The organism is Rhizobium sp. N621 (assembly GCF_001664325.1).
In the GTDB taxonomy this organism is placed as follows: Bacteria; Pseudomonadota; Alphaproteobacteria; order Rhizobiales; family Rhizobiaceae; genus Rhizobium; species Rhizobium esperanzae.
In genome coordinates this window covers 4,325,678-4,344,119 of record NZ_CP013495.1, presented here as the reverse complement: position 1 = coordinate 4,344,119, position 18,442 = coordinate 4,325,678, and the positions used below count along the sequence as shown (strand labels likewise).

The 18,442-nt window shown below is 63.0% G+C and carries 12 protein-coding genes; 3 read left to right on the top strand and 9 right to left on the bottom strand.

All coding sequences use genetic code 11. The features are described from left to right. Nucleotides 1–23: 23 nt before the first annotated feature. The 6 genes from AMK00_RS20820 to hglS form a co-directional block, all read right to left on the bottom strand. Nucleotides 24–1,061, bottom strand: coding sequence for an ABC transporter ATP-binding protein (locus AMK00_RS20820; protein ID WP_064811567.1), 1,038 nt, complete (start codon nucleotides 1,059–1,061; stop codon nucleotides 24–26). Beyond that, nucleotides 1,058–2,725, bottom strand: coding sequence for an ABC transporter permease (locus AMK00_RS20815; RefSeq protein WP_064811566.1), 1,668 nt, complete (start codon nucleotides 2,723–2,725; stop codon nucleotides 1,058–1,060). The genes AMK00_RS20820 and AMK00_RS20815 overlap by 4 nt, the downstream gene beginning before the upstream one ends. Nucleotides 2,726–2,829: 104 nt before the next feature. Next, on the bottom strand, nucleotides 2,830–3,852 hold the full coding sequence (locus AMK00_RS20810; protein WP_064811786.1) for an iron ABC transporter substrate-binding protein: 1,023 nt from the start codon (nucleotides 3,850–3,852) through the stop codon (nucleotides 2,830–2,832). 387 nt (nucleotides 3,853–4,239) lie between these two features. Then, on the bottom strand, nucleotides 4,240–5,778 hold the full coding sequence (amaB, locus tag AMK00_RS20805; protein WP_064811565.1) for an L-piperidine-6-carboxylate dehydrogenase: 1,539 nt from the start codon (nucleotides 5,776–5,778) through the stop codon (nucleotides 4,240–4,242). Between the two features lie 45 nt (nucleotides 5,779–5,823). Further along, the gene (locus AMK00_RS20800) at nucleotides 5,824–7,107 is read right to left on the bottom strand and encodes an NAD(P)/FAD-dependent oxidoreductase (protein ID WP_064811564.1); all 1,284 of its coding nucleotides are present in this window, start codon (nucleotides 7,105–7,107) and stop codon (nucleotides 5,824–5,826) included. Between the two features lie 67 nt (nucleotides 7,108–7,174). Beyond that, nucleotides 7,175–8,608 carry a 2-oxoadipate dioxygenase/decarboxylase HglS gene (hglS, locus tag AMK00_RS20795; protein WP_064811563.1) on the bottom strand — a complete coding sequence of 478 codons (1,434 nt, stop codon included), beginning with the start codon at nucleotides 8,606–8,608 and terminating at the stop codon, nucleotides 7,175–7,177. 84 nt (nucleotides 8,609–8,692) lie between these two features. On the opposite strand from hglS, the gene AMK00_RS20790 reads away from it, so the two are divergent. The 3 genes from AMK00_RS20790 (at nucleotide 8,693) to AMK00_RS20780 (ending at nucleotide 11,229) form a co-directional block, all read left to right on the top strand. Beyond that, entirely contained in the window at nucleotides 8,693–9,601 is a 909-nt protein-coding gene (locus tag AMK00_RS20790; protein WP_064811562.1) for a LysR family transcriptional regulator, read from the top strand. Between the two features lie 68 nt (nucleotides 9,602–9,669). Then, nucleotides 9,670–9,906: an Lrp/AsnC ligand binding domain-containing protein gene (locus tag AMK00_RS20785; RefSeq protein WP_003567502.1), complete on the top strand. Its 237-nt coding sequence runs from the start codon at nucleotides 9,670–9,672 to the stop codon at nucleotides 9,904–9,906. 144 nt (nucleotides 9,907–10,050) lie between these two features. Then, nucleotides 10,051–11,229, top strand: coding sequence for a glycosyltransferase family 4 protein (locus tag AMK00_RS20780; RefSeq protein WP_064811561.1), 1,179 nt, complete (start codon nucleotides 10,051–10,053; stop codon nucleotides 11,227–11,229). A gap of 22 nt (nucleotides 11,230–11,251) precedes the next feature. On the opposite strand, the gene AMK00_RS20775 is transcribed toward AMK00_RS20780, so the two are convergent. The 3 genes from AMK00_RS20775 to AMK00_RS20765 all read right to left on the bottom strand — a co-directional run bounded on the left by AMK00_RS20775 (nucleotide 11,252) and on the right by AMK00_RS20765 (nucleotide 18,434). Further along, on the bottom strand, nucleotides 11,252–14,563 hold the full coding sequence (locus tag AMK00_RS20775; protein WP_064811560.1) for an oligosaccharide flippase family protein: 3,312 nt from the start codon (nucleotides 14,561–14,563) through the stop codon (nucleotides 11,252–11,254). Between the two features lie 170 nt (nucleotides 14,564–14,733). Continuing rightward, the gene (locus tag AMK00_RS20770; protein WP_064811559.1) at nucleotides 14,734–15,912 is read right to left on the bottom strand and encodes a glycosyltransferase family 4 protein; all 1,179 of its coding nucleotides are present in this window, start codon (nucleotides 15,910–15,912) and stop codon (nucleotides 14,734–14,736) included. Between the two features lie 41 nt (nucleotides 15,913–15,953). Continuing rightward, nucleotides 15,954–18,434 (bottom strand): glycoside hydrolase family 2 protein, encoded by a 2,481-nt coding sequence (locus AMK00_RS20765; protein WP_064811558.1) that lies wholly within the window; start codon nucleotides 18,432–18,434, stop codon nucleotides 15,954–15,956. Nucleotides 18,435–18,442: the final 8 nt, after the last annotated feature.

The window sequence follows — 18,442 nt, the reverse complement described above, 5'->3', positions numbered from 1 at the left end:
ATAGGACGCGCAGGCTCTATTGTTCAGCGCTCGAAGACGTGCGCCTTGCCTGATATATCCAGGCGAACGAGATCGCCTCGCGAAGGAAGGGCGACGCTCGAGGTCTTGATCCGGATCGGCGGCAGGGCAACGCCGTCGAGCGAAACGGCGACGGTGCAGACCGCGCCGCCGAATTCCACCTCGACAACCCGTCCGCCGTAGTCGCGATCGCTTTCATCGGCAACGACGCGGATCTGCTCGGGCCGCAGCATGATTTCCGCCTTGCCCTGACGGCTGCCTTCGACGGCGACATGGCCGAGGGCGCAGTCGGCAAGGCCGTTCCTTATAATGGCCGGAAGCAGCACGGCATCGCCGAGGAACAGCGCCGTCTCGCGATCCCTGGGATGCAGATACAGGGTTTGCGGTGATCCCGCCTGGATCAGTCGCCCTTCCCTCAGAACCGCGACCTGATCGGCAAAACTCAGTGCCTCTTCCTGATCGTGCGTTACGAGAACGGCGGTAATGCCAGCCGCCTGCAGGACACGCGCGACAGCCTTGCGCATGTTTTCCCGCAAGCCGGTGTCGAGCGCCGAGAAAGGTTCGTCGAGCAGCATCAGCCGCGGCTTGCGGCCGAGCGCGCGGGCGAGCGCCACGCGCTGCTGTTGGCCCCCGGAAAGCTGATGCGGGCGCCGCGCCAGCATGCCGCGGTCGAGCTCGACCATATCGAGCAGTTCGGCGATGCGCTGGTCACGATCGGCAGCACCCCGTTCGAAGCCGAAGCCGATATTCTCAGCCACGCTCAAGTGCGGGAACAGCGCGCCATCCTGGGAGACGATGCCGATGCCCCGTTTGTGAGCCGGCACCGCCGCCGGGCCATCGGCCAGCACGTCGCCATCCAATGTCACCCTGCCGGCATCGGCTTGCTCGAAGCCCGCGATGATGCGCAGCAGGGTCGTCTTGCCCGAGCCGGACGGCCCAATGACGGCGGTGCGGCTGCCGGCCTGGACATCGAGCGAAATATCCTTCAGCGCCTGGACGGGCCCGTAGCGCTTGCTGATGGTTTCGATCGTAAGCAGCGTCATTGGCCGGCGGTCCGTTTCGATTGCGTATAAAGCGTCAGGGTGAGCGGTAGCGACAGCACGACCATCATGAAGGCGTAAGGGGCGGCCGAGACATAATCGATCTCGCTCGTCAGCGACCAGAATTTCGTCGCCAGCGTATCGACGCCGTTTGGCGAGAGCATCAGCGTCGCCGTGAGTTCGTTAGTAATGCCAAGTGCGGTCAAGGCGATGCTGGCAGCGGCGCCCGGTGCGGCAAGCCGCATGGTGATCTGCCGCACCGCCTGACCCGGGGTGCGGCCGAGGCCCATCGCGGCGCGCTCCAGCTCCACTGGCGCCTGAGCGATGCTGGCGCGTAAGCCGACCATGGCACGGGGCAGGAAAAGCATCACATAGGCGACGAGCAGCGTTGCGAAGGTCTGATAGAGCGGCAGCACGAGACGCACGGTGATCGTCACCAGCGCCAGCGCCACGACGACGCCGGGCAGCGAGCCGACATAATAGTGGCAGGCTTCGAGCACGCGCTGGAAACGGCCGGGCGCGCGCACGGAGAGCCAGGCCATGGGGGCTGCGGCAATCGTCGCCAGCACGCCGCCGGCAAGAGCGAGCGCCATCGTCTGCAGGAAGGCACTGCCGACCTCGATGCGCCAGATCTCGCTGCCGCCGAGATAAAGCCAGCGGCCGAGTGTCATCAACGGCACGCCGAGCGTCAGCACCGCCAGGACGACAGGCAGCAAGATGGCCGGCACCACGAACCAGCCGAGACGCCGGCGATCGGCCGGACGCGGCGAGCCAGGGCCGACGCGGGCATAACGTTCGTTGCCGCGCAGCAGCACTTCGAGGCCGAGCAGGAAAAGACAGCAGGCAACGAGCACGCCGCCGAGCATGTTGGAGGCCGGGCTGTTGTAGGAGGATTGGAACTGGTCGACGATCGCGGTTGCGAAAGTATCGAACCGAATCATGACAAACAGGCCGTATTCCGACAGCAGATGCAGCGCAATCAGCAGCGAGCCGCCGCAAATGGCAAACCTCAACTGCGGCAGCACGGTGCGGAAGAAGACGCGCCAGGGGTCGAGGCCAAGGGAGGCGGCGGCATCCTCGATGGCCGGATCGAGACGGCGTAGCGCTGCGGCAACCGGCAGATAAAGGAATGGATAGTAGGCGATGATAGAAACGAAGACGCCGCTCTGCAGGCCGCGCATGCCGGGAATGAGGCTGACCCAGGCATAGCTGTGCACGAAGGCCGGCACCGCGAGCGGCGCGATCGCCAGCCAGGCCCAGAGCCTCGCGAACGGGATATCCGTTCGTTCGGTCAGCCAGGCAAGCGTCACGGCCAGGGCGATCGACAGTGGAATGGTGGCCGATTCCAGGAGAACCGTATTGATGAGGAGTTCGCCGACACGTGGCCGGAAGACGAGCGTTTTCACCGTTTCCCAGCCGACATCGTAAGTGATCCAGCCGATGAAGCCGAGCGGCACGAGACTGAAGATCGCGATGACGGTCGCGAGAAGCATCACGGGCGCGTGCGGCATGCGCCGGCGCGGCAATAGCATTCGCGGAGCCTTCGGCGCGACCGGCGCCTGATTGCCGGCTACGAAAAATCTGTTGTCCTGCAGCAAGGCCGATGCCTTCATACGCTGAAAAAGGAAGGCAACCGTCTTGGAAAGACAGTTGCCCGATCCCGTCATGCCCTAAGGTTTTCTTGAGCCAAAAGCAATAGTTTTGGCTGCTGCAAGCCTGCGGCAGAAAGCCCGAAGCCTCTCCCGCGTAAGTGCTACGATACGTAGAAAGCCTAAATCAGACCTGCCGCCGTCATCAATTCCACGACCTTCTTGCTGTCCAGCGTCGAAGCTTCGACCTTCGGCGCATTGAGGTCGGCAAGCGGAACGAGCTTGTCGTTGGAAGGAGCGTCCTTGCCGACGGCATATTCATAGGACGTGCCGTTCTTCAGGACCGTCTGGCCTGCTTTGCTGGTGACGAATTTCAGGAAAGCCTGCGCTTCCTTCATGTGCTGTGTGGACTTCAGGACGCCGCCGCCCGAAACGCTGACGAAAGCGCCCGGATCCTGGTTCTTGAAGTAATGCATGCCGACATTCTTGCTGTTCTCGCCGGTCTTCGCCTGATCGCCGAACCAGTAGTAGTGATAGATGACCGCGCCTTCGGCTTCACCAGCATTGACGGCCTTCATCGCGACGCTGTTACCCTTGTACGGCGTCGCGTTGTCCTTGAGGCCCTTCAGCCATGCCTTGGTGGCGTCTTCGCCCTTCAGTTGCAGCAGGGCGGCGACGATCGCCTGGAAGTCGGCGCCGGCGGGCGCTGCACCCCAGCGGCCCTTCCAGGTGGGATCGGCGAGGTCGAGAAGCGACTTCGGCAGCTTGTCTTCGCTGAGCTTCGTTTTGTCATAGGCAAAGACCGTCGTGCGGGCGGCAATGCCGGTCCACATGCCGTCGGCAGGACGATACTGCTCCGGAACCTGATCCAGTGTTTCCTTTTCGACCGGGGCGAAGAGGCCGGCGCCGTCGACCAGCGTCATGGCGGGCGAATTCTCGGTCAGGAAAACATCGGCGGGGGATGCGTCGCCTTCCTGAATGATCTGGTTGGCGAACTGCATGTCGCTGCCCTGGCGCATGGTCACCTTGATGCCTGTCTCCTTGGTGAAGGCATCGATCCATTCGCGGCCCAGGCTTTCGTGCTGCGCATTGTAGACGACGAGACCTTCATCCTGCGCATTGGCGCCGCCTGCGAGCACCGTGGCGGAGAGAAGCGACGCGGCGAGCGTCAGCACATGGGAAAAACGGTTAAAAGCAATAGTCATGATGGCCTCCATGGCGATGTCACCCAGACGGGATAAGAGGCGTATATTTTTCTTGACTGGCTATTTCAAGTTTCGTCGCCGAGAAAAAAGCATCACGATATCTTGACCCGATAATTCAGATCGCCAGGAATAAACTCGATGGTGCCAAAAAGGCGACGCTCTGCCAGCGTCGCCCTCGTTTGCTGACAAAGTCTGCTCCGTCGTGCTCGGCCTTGTGCCGAGCATCTAGCCACCGCAGTTTCTTTTCAGAAAATCGTCTATTTTCAGATGTTTAATTGCCGTCGCAGATCCTCGGCACAAGGCCGAGGATGACGTCGCGGTTTTTGAGTGGTTTGTCAGCAGCCAAAAGGCGATGCTCTGCCAGCGTCGCCTTTCCAGCGATTTTGCTCATTCGACGTCGAACTTGACGCCTTGCGCGAGCGGCAGTGTGCTGCCGTAATTGATCGTGTTGGTGGCGCGGCGCATATAGGCCTTCCAGGCATCGGAGCCGGATTCGCGTCCGCCGCCGGTCTCTTTTTCACCGCCGAATGCGCCGCCGATTTCGGCGCCCGAAGGCCCGAGGTTGACGTTGGCAATGCCACAATCCGAGCCTCGCGCCGAGACGAAAGTTTCGGCCTCGCGCATGTCGTTGGTGAAGATCGACGACGACAATCCCTGCGGCACGGCATTGTGCAGCGTCAGCACCGCGTCGAAATCGCTGTATTTCATGACGTAGAGAATGGGCGCGAAGGTCTCGTGCTCGACCGGGCCGGTCTGATCTGGCATTTCGACGAGCGCCGGGCGAACGTAGAAGGCATCGGCCGAACCATTGTCGACGCGTTCGCCGCCGGTCACCTTGCCGCCGGCCGATGCCGCCTGACCAAGGGCTGCCTGCATCTTCTCGAAAGCCTGGCCGTCGATCAGCGGGCCCACCAGTGTGCCTGTTTCGAGCGGATTGCCGATGGTAACGGAGCCATAGGCCTTCTGCAGGCGCGGCACCAGCTGGTCGTAGACGCTTTCATGGACGAAGAGACGGCGCAGTGTCGTGCAGCGCTGGCCGGCCGTGCCCATGGCGGAGAAGGCGACGCCACGCAGCGTCAGGTCCAGATCGGCGCTCGGGCAGACGATGGCGGCATTGTTGCCGCCGAGTTCGAGAATGGCGCGGGCAAAACGCTGCGACAAGCGCGGGCCGACGGCGCGGCCCATGGCGGTCGAGCCCGTGGCGGAAACGAGCGGGATCTTCGGGTGGTCGACCAGCACCTCGCCGACTTCGCGGCCGCCGATGATCAGGGTCGACAGATTGGCTGGCGCCTTGCCGCCCTCGGCGACGAAGCGCTTCAGGGCCTTTTCGAACAGCGCCTGCACCGCAAGGGCGGTCAACGGCGTCTTTTCCGAAGGCTTCCAGACGGTGGAGTTGCCGCAGACCATCGCCAGCGCCGCATTCCAAGACCAGACGGCGACCGGGAAGTTGAAGGCGGAAATGATGCCGATCGCGCCGAGCGGGTGCCAGCTTTCCATCATCCGGTGTTCGGAGCGTTCGGTGGCGATCGTCAGGCCATAGAGCTGGCGCGACAGGCCGACGGCGAAATCGCAGATGTCGATCATCTCCTGAACCTCGCCGAGGCCTTCGGAGGTGATCTTGCCGACTTCGATCGAGACGAGGCGGCCGAGCGCCGTCTTGGCGCTGCGCAGCTCCTCGCCGAGCAGGCGGATCAGTTCGCCGCGCTTTGGCGCCGGCACGGAACGCCATTCGAGGAACGCCTTGTGCGCCTCTTCGATCGCCGCTTTCGTTTCGGAAACGGAATGTTCTCTGAGCTTGCCGATTTCCTTGCCGGTGACGGGCGAGGAGACAGACAGCGTGCCGCCTTGATAGCGGCCGGCATCGACGCCGAGTTCGGCGAGCAGCTTGGCGGTTTCGGTGGCGAGATCGAGGACGGCGATGGTCATTGTCGTGTTTCCAATCTTATTGTTCTCAGAAGCGCTTGTCGGTTCTCAGAAGCGGGCATCGGCGAAATGGGCGACCTGAGCGCCGGCTTCGTACCATAGTTCCTTGAGCGCACGGAAGCTCGGCTCGGTGGGTGACGTCAGCGGCAGCGGCAGATCGGCCTCGGCAAGCCGGCCGAGAATATGGTCGGCCAATGTGCGGCCGAAGACCGTGCCGGGGGCTATGCCGCGGCCATTATAGCCCGAAAAGCCGATGACGTTCGGGGCGAATTTGTGGAAGCGCGGCAGCGCATTGTCGGTCATGCCGATCTGGCCATACCATTCGCATTCGAATTCGACATCGCCGATAATGGGAAAGAGCCGCTTCAGCGCACGTTTGGCCCAGCCCTTATGTACGGCAAGGCCGGTATTGCGCAGCGCGCCGACGCTGCCGAAAACAAGGCGTCCAGCCTGATCCATGCGGAAGGAGGAGAGAATATCCTTGGTGTCCCATGCGCCTTCCCGCCCCGGCAGGATCGACTGACGCAGATTGTGGCCGAGCGGCACGGTGGCGAAATTGAAATAGGGCAGATAGACCTGCTCGTTGCGCACCTGCTCGAAGGGGCCGGTGCTGTAGGCATCGGTCGCGACGATGATCCAGTCCGCGCTGACTTCGCCGCTTTCCGTCTTCACGGTCCAGCGGCTACCGCGACGCTCGGTTGCGATGACGGGGCTCGATGTATGGATGGCGACGCCCGCCTTGACGGCGGCATGAGCGAGGCCGCGCGCATAGGCAAGCGGCTGCAGCGTTCCGGCGCGCAGATCGAGCAGTGAGCAGGCATAGGCCTCGCTGCCGGTGCGCTTGGCCGTTTCAGCCGCATCGAGCAGCACGACGGGCGCGCCGCGGGCAGACCATTGCGCCGCACGCTCCTCGATCTCCTTCAGCCCGTCGGCGCCGACGGCGCAGTGCAGCGTGCCGTTACGCTCGAGTTCGCAGGCGATCCCATGTTTGTCGATCAATTCCATGACGAGCTTCGGCGCGTTGCCGAGCAATTCGAGCAGGCGTTCACCATGGACGGGGCCGAGCACGCCGGGCAGGTCGTTGGGCATCACCCACATGCCGGCATTGATCAGGCCAACATTGCGCCCAGCACCGCCGAAGCCGATCTCCTTCGCCTCCAGCAGCACCACCTTCGACCCGGCTTCGGCTAGATGCAGGCCGGAGGACAGGCCGGTATAGCCGCCGCCGACGATGACGACGTCTGCCGACACCGCGCCTTGGAGAGGCGAGGTCGCCGGCGGTTCGCCGGCGGTCTTTTCCCAGAGGCCGTGGGAGCGCGGATCATTCAGCATGGCATAGTCCGACCGGATTGAAACCGGACTACTCTAGCGCATAAGAACAGGTGTTGAAGCGGCGATTTCACGCAACGGTCCTCAGTTGCAGGCCCGCGACCCCGAGCGCCTCCATCACGGCCTCCAGCGATGCGGCCTGCCGTTCCGCATAAAGCGCCAGTTCGTCCTGAACGGTTGCTCCAAGTGCGGTCTCGAAGGCATCGCGGTTCGAGCGCGTCGCATAATTCTGCTGCTGGTCGGTGCCGAGATTCGACTGGAAAATGCCGGCCGCGCTGACGGGCAGGAAGTCTTCGTAGACGATCGGCGCAAAGGCGAGATAGCCCTTGGCAACAAGCGCTTCGGCATCGCGCGGCAGTGTCCCGGCGACCGCGGCGGCGATGCCCGCAGGCGTGGCGGAATAACGGAAGAAGGCGAGATCCTGCCTGCGCAGTTCATCCCAGCTGTCCGGCAGCGCCTTGAAGCGCTCGGCCAGTTCCTGGTCATAGGCGCCGGCTTTGGCGCCGCCGGCGCCGACCTGAACTTCGCCGCGAACCGAGGCAAGCAGCCGGTCGTAGAGCGCCCGGCCCTTGGCCGTCAACGCCACGCCGCGCTGCTCGATCTCGCCGAAGCGGGCGGTGTGCGTGCCCTGGACCGCACCTTTATCACCTGAGAAGACGATCGCCTCCTCCAGCGCCTTGAAGCTCGTCTGCCGCAGCAGGATGTCGCACTGCCGGCGCGGCGGCCCTTCGATGACGGCTTTCGGGGTAATGCCGCGTTCCGGCATGCGGGCCTGCACCGCATCGATATCGAGCGTGCGCGGCGTCAAGTGGTTGATGTGCGGGCCCTTGAAGCTGACGACGTCGGCGATCAGCCGATGGGTATCGTGCAGGCGCTTGTAGGTTTCGGCGTTGACGGTGGCTTCGCCGTGCCAGCGAAAGGTTTCGACCGCCTCGGCAACGAATTCGCTCGCTTCCGCTTCCGTGAGACCGCCATTCTGCTCATGACGCTCGATCAGCGCGATGGCGCGCGGCGTATAGATGCGTCGCGCTGCCAGAATGGCTTCGGCTTCCCCGCGCAGGCTTTCATCCTCGATCAGTTCCAGGCGCAGCAGCGAGGTGAAGACGCGGAACGGATTGATGTTCAGCGCCGCCTCGTCGATCGGCCGGAAGCAGGTGGAATGAACCGGCACGCCGGCAACCGAAAGATCGTAATAACCGACCGCATGCATGCCCATGACGGCAAACAGCCGGCGGATGGTGAAAAGCTCTTCCGCCGTTCCGAGGCGGATGGCGCCGTGGCGCTCGATATCGATGCGCTCCAGTTCGCCGGCGTTGGCGAGGCGTTCGCGCAGAGCGGGATCCTTTTCGAGGCAGCCGGCATTCACATCCGCCACCAGTTCGATCAGCGTGCCGTATTGCGGCACCTCCGTCCGATACATCTGCGACATCGCCTCGGTGAAAAGCGATCGGACATGGTCTGTGGAAACGAAGGCGTGCGGCATCTTGGAAAAACTCCGGCTCATTCCGTTTTTGCAGGATGAAACTCTTTACAATCACGGGAAACCCGAAAATATCGACATTTCGGAAATAGCTCATTCTGAAACGGAATGATCATGCTCGCTTCAAGACGTTTTCTGCCGTCGATTTCACATCTCGCCGCCTTCGAGGCGGTCGCCCGCACCGGCAGCGTGACGGCGGCGGCGCGCGAACTCGATCTGACGCAGAGCGCCGTCAGCCGCCAGGTCAGCGCACTGGAGGAGCAGCTTGGCGTCGAGCTCTTCCTGCGCGAACGCCAGACCATGCGGCTGACGCTCGCCGGCGACGGCTATGCCCGCGAGATTCGCGAGGCGCTGCGGCGCATCTCGAGCGCTTCCTTGAACCTGCGCGCCAATCCGCATGGCGGCACGCTCAATCTCGCCATCCTGCCGACCTTCGGCACGCGCTGGCTGGCCCCACGCCTGGGCCGCTTTCTTAGCACCAATCCCGGCGTGACCATCAATCTGGCGACCCGGCTTTCGCCCTTCGACTTCCGGCTCGATTCGATCGACGCCGCGATCCATTTCGGCCACGCGCACTGGCCCGGCGCGGAACTGACCTTGCTGATGTCGGAACGCACGGTGCCGGCCTGCAGTCCCGATTTCCTGAAGCAGCACAGGATTTCGCGCCCAGAGGATCTGCTTGCCGTTCCGCTTCTGCATCTGACGACGCGCCCCGATGCCTGGGAACAATGGTTCGCCGGCAATGGCGTTTCCTTCGAAAGCGTGCACGGCATGCTCTTCGATCAGTTCGCCACCGCAGCGCAAGCGGCGATCGCCGGTCTCGGTGTCGCCCTGTTGCCGACATTCCTGATGCAGGAAGAACTCAGGCGCGGCGATCTCGTTGCCGCCGTCGACCGGGAGATGGAGAGCCGGGAGCGCTATTATCTTGCCTGTCTCAGCGAGCGCGCCGATTATGCCCCGCTCGCCGCCTTTCGCGACTGGATCGTCGCGGAAGCGACGGCCGGAGCGACCACGTGAGGAACGGCTTGCATCCGCATGGCGCTTTCGACCATTATGCGGGTCAAACAACGTTGCAGGAAATTTCCATGAAGCCGATCTTCGTCCAGCTCCAATGCGCCCCCGGCAAGACCTATGAGGTCGCCGACGCCATCTACCAGACCGAGCTGGTCTCGGAGCTCTATTCCACAAGCGGCGATTACGACCTGCTGTTGAAGGTCTATATCGAGGAAGGCCAGGATATCGGCAAGTTCATCAACGACAATATCGCCAATATTCCAGGCATCGTCCGGTCGCTGACGACGCTCACCTTCAAAGCCTTCTGAACTCCCGTCAGACACGATTAACCCTGTTGCGAAGAATCGCTTCCGCAGGACGTTGCTGAACCCACGCCTTAACGCCTGAGATATCTGGTCGTTGCTATAAATCCGCGCCAACACGAGTTTGGCACGCGCAGCGATAGGTGGAAAATGGCGATCGTCGAGGCAGATAGTGGGCGCGAGAATCCGCAGCCGCAAACGGTTCCGCTGATCGTCCATGTCGTGCGCCAGTTCCTGCCCAATCGCGGCGGCCTGGAAGACGTCGTCGCCAATCTCAGCCGCCAGACCCTCCGGCGTGGCTATCGTGTCCGCGTCGTTACGCTGAACTCGCTGTTCACCGCGCCTGAAGATAAGCTGCCGGCTTGCGAGAATATCGACGGCTTCGAGGTGGTGCGCATCCCGTGGTCCGGCAGCAGTCGCTATCCGTTGGCGCCGCAGGTTTTTCGTCATCTCGGCGACGCCGATCTCGTGCACGTCCATGCCATCGACTTCTTCTTCGATGCGCTCGCCTGGGGCCGGCTGCTGCACGGCAAGCCGATGATCGTCACCACCCATGGCGGTTTCTTCCACACCCGGAAATACGCGGCGATCAAGAAGATATGGTTCCGCACGCTGACCCGCGCCTCGGCGAGGGCCTATCGCCGCGTGGTCTGCTGCAGCGCCTCCGATCTCAAGCAGTTTTCCGAGATCGTGCCGGACAGCGTGCTGATCGAGAATGGCGCCGATATCGGCAAGTTCGCCGACACCGCCTCACGCCTGGCAAGGCGCCGCGTCGTCACCATCGGTCGATTTTCGGTGAACAAGCGGCTGGACCACCTGCTCGACGCGATGGCCGTTCTGAAGAGCCGCGATTCGGAATGGCATCTCGATATTGTCGGGGCCGAATCCGACCGGAATCGGGTGGATATCGAAGGTAAGATCGAAAGCCGGGACCTGACCGGCCGCGTCACCCTGCATGTGTCGCCAGACAATGATACTATCCGCCGCATCATCACCGCAGCCTCGCTCTTCGCCTCCGCCTCGGAATATGAAGGTTTCGGCCTGGTCGCGCTTGAGGCGATGAGCGCCGGCCTGCTGCCGGTGCTGAACGCCAACGATGCCTTTCAAACACTCGCCGACCGACATGCCGTCATCAGGCTTGCCGATTTCACCAGTCCGGAAACTGCCGCGACGGCCATGGAATCGGCTTATGCCGACCTTGCGTGCCGACCGCACGCCCTTCGCTCGGAGCTCCTTGACGCTGCGCGCGGCTATTCCTGGGATATCGTCGCCGGGCGTTACATCGATCTCTACAGATCGCTTGATATCGCCACTGCGGAAAGCCTCTGATCCTGCCTAATCGAACACCCGCTTACGCTCTCGCCAGGCGAATGATCTCGTCGAGGACGAATTTGCGCGATTGCGGCGGCGTCAGATTGTGGTCCGCATCCGGCAGCATGAGCAGCCGCACGTTCGGGTAGCGGGAGAGCCTGGCGCCGCGCGGGCCGAAATGGAAATAGACATGATCGAGACCGACGTCGCCTTCGCTGTAGATCAGCGTCAGCGGCACCTTGCGCCTGCCGAACAGCGCGAAGGACTGTCGGACCTCGCGGGCGATATGGCGCCGGTCGGGAAGCAGTTCGAGCAGCGGCGCGACGAAGGGCGACAGTCGCCGGCCGCCGGCGATGACGATATTGCGCAGCGCCGACACCACGTCCACCTGACCGCGCAGCAGCCGCTTCAGCGTGTCGAGCCGCGCCAGGCGCTGACCGTAATCGTCGAGGCTGCGGGGAACGGAGACGACATGCTCGCGGCGCACCGGCACCTTCGGATCCCAGTAATAGACGAAGGGATTGATCGAGACGACCGCCTTCAGCCGCTCGTCGGCGACGCCGGCGCGGAAGGCGACATAGCCGCCGCTGCAGCGGCCAGCGACCATGACGGGGCCGGCAACGACGCTTTCGAGCAGATCGAGCGCGGCGATCGCGTCGTCGGTCTGCGTCATCGAATAAAGCACCTGCTCCGGCGCATCCGGCCGCGGCGGGCTGTCGCCGACATTGGCGGAATCGAAGCGCAGCGACACGACACCGTGGCGCGCGAGTTCGCGCGCCATGTCTACCGTCGTCCGCCCCCAGCCGGCATGCCGGTCATAGGCGGTCGACAGGAAGAGCACGGCATTGCCCTTGATCTCGCCGAGTGGCCGGCTGACGACACCGACCAGATGATCGTGACTTCCGAAACGCACCGGCGTTTCCAAGAAGCCTTCGCCGGCAAGCGGCGTGGTTTCGATCGCTGCCGGCGAATGAGCGGCGGATGTCTCCGCCGTCGCCGTCTTCAGCCAATCCGTCAGAAACTCGACGACATCAATGGGTGTCTTGGCGAAGAGCGGATTGGTGACGAGCTCGTCATAGCCGTCGAACACTTTCTGCTCGACATTGGCGCCAAGCGCCTGCAGCGCATCGGCAAAGCCGGTATCCTCGGCCCTGACCGGACGTTCGAGGATCAGGTAGCGGGACGCCGCGAGCCCCTGCGGCGCGGCGATGTTGAGCTTGCCGAGCTCGGCGGCGATCTCTTCCGGCATGACAAGCCCGGCGATCTGCACCTTTGCAGCCTGCACGTGCTGCTGGCCGAGGCCGAGATCGGCGTCGATGATCTTCGACCACATGTTGAGTTCACGCATATAGGCGCGGCCGCTCAGTACCGGTGCCAGCATGACGAGGCTGTCGACGCCCTCGATCGAGGAGCCGATGCGCTGGGCAAGGGTTGCGCCAAGACCTTGGCCGATCAGGATGATGCGGTCGCAGCCGGTCAGCGACTTCAGCTTGGCGGCCGCCGCGCGGATCGAGTTTTCCCAGGTTTCCAGCCTTGCCGGCAGCGCACCGAAATCGAGCGCATCGCCGGTGCCGCGGTAATCGAAGCGCAGGCTGGGTACGCCGATATCGGAGAAATGTTCGGCCGCGACGCGGAAGAACTTGCGGCTGCACATTTCCTCGAAGCCCCAGGGGCTGACGAAGAGCACCGCGGCCGAGCGTTTCCCGGCTTCAGGATTTTCCGGCATGAACAGCCCGATTGTGCCATCGAAGACCACGGGCAGGGCGGCGTTGCGGCCGGCACCTTCAGCCGATTCGAGCGAAAGTTCGCCGGGCGCGACCTTGGCGCGGTCGGGATCGCCGGGGCGCCCCGGCGCAATGAAGTCAATCACGCGGCCGACCGGCCGCCGCAGCGCCGACGGCATCTTTTCGACAATGGAGCGCACGACCTCGACATCCTCGACGGGCACCGCGCGCAGCACGCGGAGTGCGGCGAAATGTGCGAGCGTGCCGGCGATGATCGCGAAGATAAGACCGATCGGGCCATGGACGAATTCCAGCACTGAAATCGCCGCGCAGGCGCACAAGACGGAGGCGAGCGTAACCTTCGTCAGGCTTGCGTAGAGACCCGAAAGCTGGGACCCGAATCCTGTCTGTCTGATCATCATCACCGACATCGCAACGAACACGAGAATGCGCACGATTGCGGCCCCCTCGGCGGCAAGCCTAGGTACGATCAGTAAACAACCCGCTACCATGAGGAGGCCACCTATCACACTGATGTTCAGGCGGGAGCGGGCCTTGTCCATCGACAGCAGATAGAGGCTGAGGATCTGCATAAAGGTGTAGGCGGGAGCGACGAGCGCGAGCAGCGCAACCACCGTGCCGCTGCGGCGGAAGGCTTCCCCGAACACGACGAGCACCAGTTCGCTGGAGATCGCGGCCAGCCCGAGGCTCATCGGCAGCACGATATAGGCCATGCTGCGGGTGACGGCGGCGAAGACCTCGACCGGCAAGGTCGAATCGTCGCTGCTGTGCCGCCGTTCGGAATAATAGGGCAGCAGGCTGCCGGTCATCTGGATCGGCAGTTGCAGCGCGATGTTGGCGATCGACAGGCCGACGGCATAATAGCCGACCATCTCCACAGACCAGAACTGCTGCAGGAAGAGCAGTTCGAGCCGGTTGAGGAAAATGGAATCGATGATGAACTGGATCGACAGGATGATGGAGGAGGAGGCGAGGTACTTGAGTGAAACCCCGCACCAGTCGCGCCGTGCAAGAAGGATCGGCATTGTGGCGAAAAACAGCACGAGCTGGCCGAGCGCATAACCGACGAGAACGCCTTCGACCCCGTAGAGGACGGCGCCGACGGCGACGCCGGCGAGCTGTAGGGTAGAGACGGCGACGGTCAGTTTGAAGAAGCTGCCCAGCCTCTTTTCGCCGATCAGGTAGAATTTGACGAAAGATCCGATCGCCTGGACGAAGAACAGCACGCCAGTGACGAGCGCGACGGAAGGCGCGGTTTTCGCCCAGTGCATCTCCTCGGAGGTCAGGAAGAACAGGGCGTAGAGCGCCAGCAGCAGCACCGTCGAAAACATCATGAAGCTGACGAGGATGGCGGCAAAGCCTCTCCGGCGTCCCGCGTCATAGCCCTCCGCCGAAAGCTGTGGCAGGGTCTTCAGCAGCGTGATGCTGGAGCCGAGCTCGGCGATGGAGGCGCCCGTCATCACCAGCCACAGCGAGAAGGCGACGATGCCGTTGGCCTCCGGTCCAAGCAGACGCGCCGTGATGATCGAGGAGACGAAGCCCGTCAGCAGCAGCAGCATGCCTGCCGCCGCGTTCATCACCGAGTTTGCGATAATACCCTTCGACATCTGTCCATCCGCAGGATCAGCCTAAAGCGCGTCGCGATCTTTCAGATTCGCTCCTCGCGCTTTAGGTTTTTGTTCTTACGCTGCACACTTTTGCGCAACATGCTTTGCAGCCGCATGCCCGTCATCACTAATGCGAAAATGTTAAAATAAAGCGGAGTGGCAACCTCACCTTAGCTGGCCTGCATCGCCGCCAGCTTCTGGAGCGCCTTCTCATAACTGTTCTCTGCGAGGTAGCGCAGCAGGAACTCCCGTGCCTTCCCGGCCTTCTCCCGTGCTCGCTCGGGCGCACGGAAGATATCGCCGAGATGCGCGGCCGCGATTTCAGGAGAGGGGTCCGCCCAGACCGCGCCCGGCAGCCCCGCAAATTCTGGATGAGAATCGACGACGGGAATGAGGGGAGAGGCGACCAGCCAGCTGTTCTCAGGATCGCAGAAATCTTCCGTGCCCGACCAGGCGGTTGAAATGACCGGGGTGCAATGCATGATCGCCTCGGCTACCGTCAGCCCGAAACCTTCCGAGCGATGCAGCGAGAGATAGGCATTGGAAGAGCGGATAAGGCCGTTGATCTCGGCGTTCGAGAGCTTGTCGGTGATGATCCTGATGCGGGGATCGCCGGCGACCGAAGCGATCAGTTCGCGCAAGCTCTCATCCTTGTCGATGTTGCCGCTGGCCTTCATCAACAGGAAGGCGCTCGGGCGTTCAGCGCTGAATAGCCTGAAGGCTTCGATGACGGCTTGCGGGTTCTTCCGGTTGATCGAGGAACCGGCGCTGAAGATGAAGCTGACGAGAAAGGCGTCCTTGTCGATGCCGAATTTCTCCCGCATGCCCTCTGCCGCCGGCTTCTCGGTTACGGGATGCGGAACCACGATGACGGGCGCCGCCGTCAGCGGCGCAATCGTCCGCCTGGTGAATTCCGAGGGCACGAAGACGGCATTCATGTAACGCAACCCGTTGCGCCACTCCGCCGGCACGACTTCAAGCTCCCAGGCGAAATAACCGATGTTGAAGGCACGGGTGAATTTGGTGACCCCCATCTTCAGGATGGCGCGCGGCAGCATCGGCGGATTGAGATGCCAGATACGGCTTCCCGGCGGTTCGGTCGAAAGGTGCGACGACGCCCAGCCGGCAAAGGATTTTTCGTCCGGGTGCGTGCTGACGTCTGAGAGCGAAATCGCCCGTCCCGCTTGGGAAAGCGCCCCGGCACAGAGCCTTGCCGATTCACCGACACCAACGGGCATCGAGAGATAGCCGACGATTTCGACCGGCTTGCGCGGGTTGAAGGCGAGGCGCGACCGCGGGATCAACTGCTGCAGGATATGGGCGCGTAGATAGCGGTATACCGTTCTCAAATTACGATCTTTCGGTGAGCTTGCATCGTTCCCTGCGAGCCTCAGCCCGTGAGCCCGATGCGGCGCGAACTGCCTAGACTTCTGATTTCGCCTGTCGGCGGAACATCGCTTTCAGTGCCGGAAAGCGCGGAGAGCTTCACGCGCCGCACCCGGCCGGGAGCAAGGTGGAACCAGTCGTCGTCGGCCCTGTAGCCTTCGACGTCGATATGCACCGATTGCGCCAGCCGGTCGGTCCTGAGATCGATGATCCAGCTGTCGCCGTCTCTGCCGAGTGACGCCTCGATGCTGGCGTCGTGCAGTGCTTTTCCGCGTCCGCAGGGGAAATGGAAGCTCTCGGCGAGAACGGCGCCATCGGCGAGGGATCGCAGGCGCGCCACACTTGCATCATGCGCCGGCGGGCCGAAACGGAAGGCATAGGTCGTATCGAAGAAGGCGCCGAACAGCGCGGTAGAGGCAAGACGTTCCGCGCTTCTTGCCGCCAGCTTGAAAGCCATGTTGCCGCTGACGACCTGCTGTTTTCCATCACGCAGGCAGACGACCTCGAGTTCCAGATCGAGGTCGGTGTCCGTCTCGTTGACGACATGCACGTCGAGACCGTTGGTTCCCTCATCGGTGAAGACCGCCTGAACCGGCCGGAAGGCACGTCGCATCGCATACCAGACAGGTTTCGGCTCGCCGGTGGAATCGATCACGCCCCAGCCGGGGCCGGGCAGCAGGTCCTGCAGCGTCCAGACCAGCCCTCCGTTGCAGCCGGAGCCCTTGCGCCGCCATTCGGCGAAGGTCTCTTCGATCACCTCGCCGGTCACGGCACGGGAAAAGTCGAGATAGCGTTCCTGATCTTCGCGACGCAGCCGGGCCGGGTCGAAATCGTAGAGAAGCTCGAGATAAAAGTCGCGAACATCCTCGAAATCCCACGATGCGCTGCGGTCGCGGGGCACCCGCGCCTTCCACTGCGGGCTATGGACGGCGGGCACGTCGAGATGGCGCTGCAGCGTCCTTTGCTGCGGCACATGCGCAAAGGCGAGGCTTTCGGAGGCAAAGCGCACATCGGCGCGGCGGGCATCGGCAATCGGCCGCATATAGGCGCCGACGCCGTAATAATGCGCAATGCCGGCATTGGGCGAAAAGGGCATCGCTCCGCCGTAGGGCGAATTCGGCACATAGGGCACGTCGGGACGCATGCGAGCGGCGATCGCCGGGATGATTTCGTCGGTCACCGGTCCACTCCAGAATTCCATGGGCAGGCCGAGCATTGCCGCCTGCTGATGGATCTCGCTGCCGCCGCAGAGAACGGCAAGGGAAGGCGACGCCTGGACGCCGTACAGGAATTCCTCGATCTCGGCATGCACATGGCCGAGAAAGGCCTTGTCGTTGCGCGGATAGTCGAAATTGGCGAACATGAAATCCTGCCACACGAGCAGGCCGAGTTCGTCGCAGAGCGCAAAGAAATCGGGCGTCTCGTAAACCATGGTGCCGCCGATGCGGATCATGTTCATGCCGGCTTGGCAGGCAAGCTGCAGGAACGGCTCATAATCCGCCCGCCCGCCCGGCAGCCGCGCAATATCGGCGGTCGTCCAGACCGCGCCGCGGCAGAAGACTCGTTCGCCGTTGATAAGGAGCGCGAAGTCTTCGCCATCTGCACCGCGGTCGACGTCGATGCGCCGGAAGCCGGTGCTACCGAGCGAATATTCTTCGCCGTCGGAAACCAGCGTCAGATCATAGAGGCGCGGAGTGCCGTGTGTATGCGGCCACCAGGGCTCGATGTCGGACAGCTTGAGGATAGCCGAGTAATGATTTTCGCCGATCTTCTCGAAGGGCTGTTCCATGCCGCCGCAGCGCAGCAGCATTGCTGGGCCCTCGGCATTGTTATGCAAGGAGACGCTCAGCCGGCCGACGCCGCTCTCTTCCAGGACCGCGCGGATGGAGACATTATCGATCGATATGGTATCGCGTTGCACCAGTGAAATCGGCCGCCACGGCCCGACCGCATGGATATCCGGGCACCAGCCCGGCATATGGCCGAGCAGTGTCGTGCGGAAATTCTTCAGGCCCGCCGGCGTGATCATCTGCGGCCGCCAGCGCGCCCGCGGGCCGGGTTCGGACAGCCGGGGGCCGAGCGCCCGGAAGCAGAGCGCCAGCTCGTCGCCGCCCGAAAGCGTCACCGGGAGCTCATGCGCCGTGAACATGCTTTCGGAAAAGAGGATTTCCTGACCGTTGAGGAAGACATTGCAAATCGTGGCCAGCCCGCCGAAACGCAGGATGGCTTCGCCGGGCTCGGCATCAAAAAGCCGGCACAGGTACCAAGCGTCCTTCATATTCAGCGGCTCGGGATTTTCCCGGTCGAAGAGCCCGGCTTTTTCAAGCGCTGCCGCAACGGTGCCGGGAACGGGTGCAGGAATAAATTGCGCGGAAAGAGGAATATCGTGCGGTACGGCGCAGGCGCCCGGCTCCGTCAGGATCAGGTTCCAGCCTTCGGAAAGCATGCTTTCCCGGGCTCCGATGCTTGCCAAACGCCCCCGCATTGTCTGAT

Coding starts and splice junctions, on each gene's coding strand:
- AMK00_RS20820 (WP_064811567.1), bottom strand. CDS start 1,061: ATGACGCTGCTTACGATCGAAACCATCAGCAAGCGCTACGGGCCCGTC.
- AMK00_RS20815 (WP_064811566.1), bottom strand. CDS start 2,725: ATGACGGGATCGGGCAACTGTCTTTCCAAGACGGTTGCCTTCCTTTTT.
- AMK00_RS20810 (WP_064811786.1), bottom strand. CDS start 3,852: ATGACTATTGCTTTTAACCGTTTTTCCCATGTGCTGACGCTCGCCGCG.
- amaB (WP_064811565.1), bottom strand. CDS start 5,778: ATGACCATCGCCGTCCTCGATCTCGCCACCGAAACCGCCAAGCTGCTC.
- AMK00_RS20800 (WP_064811564.1), bottom strand. CDS start 7,107: ATGCTGAATGATCCGCGCTCCCACGGCCTCTGGGAAAAGACCGCCGGC.
- hglS (WP_064811563.1), bottom strand. CDS start 8,608: ATGAGCCGGAGTTTTTCCAAGATGCCGCACGCCTTCGTTTCCACAGAC.
- AMK00_RS20790 (WP_064811562.1), top strand. CDS start 8,693: ATGATCATGCTCGCTTCAAGACGTTTTCTGCCGTCGATTTCACATCTC.
- AMK00_RS20785 (WP_003567502.1), top strand. CDS start 9,670: ATGAAGCCGATCTTCGTCCAGCTCCAATGCGCCCCCGGCAAGACCTAT.
- AMK00_RS20780 (WP_064811561.1), top strand. CDS start 10,051: ATGGCGATCGTCGAGGCAGATAGTGGGCGCGAGAATCCGCAGCCGCAA.
- AMK00_RS20775 (WP_064811560.1), bottom strand. CDS start 14,563: ATGTCGAAGGGTATTATCGCAAACTCGGTGATGAACGCGGCGGCAGGC.
- AMK00_RS20765 (WP_064811558.1), bottom strand. CDS start 18,434: ATGCGGGGGCGTTTGGCAAGCATCGGAGCCCGGGAAAGCATGCTTTCC.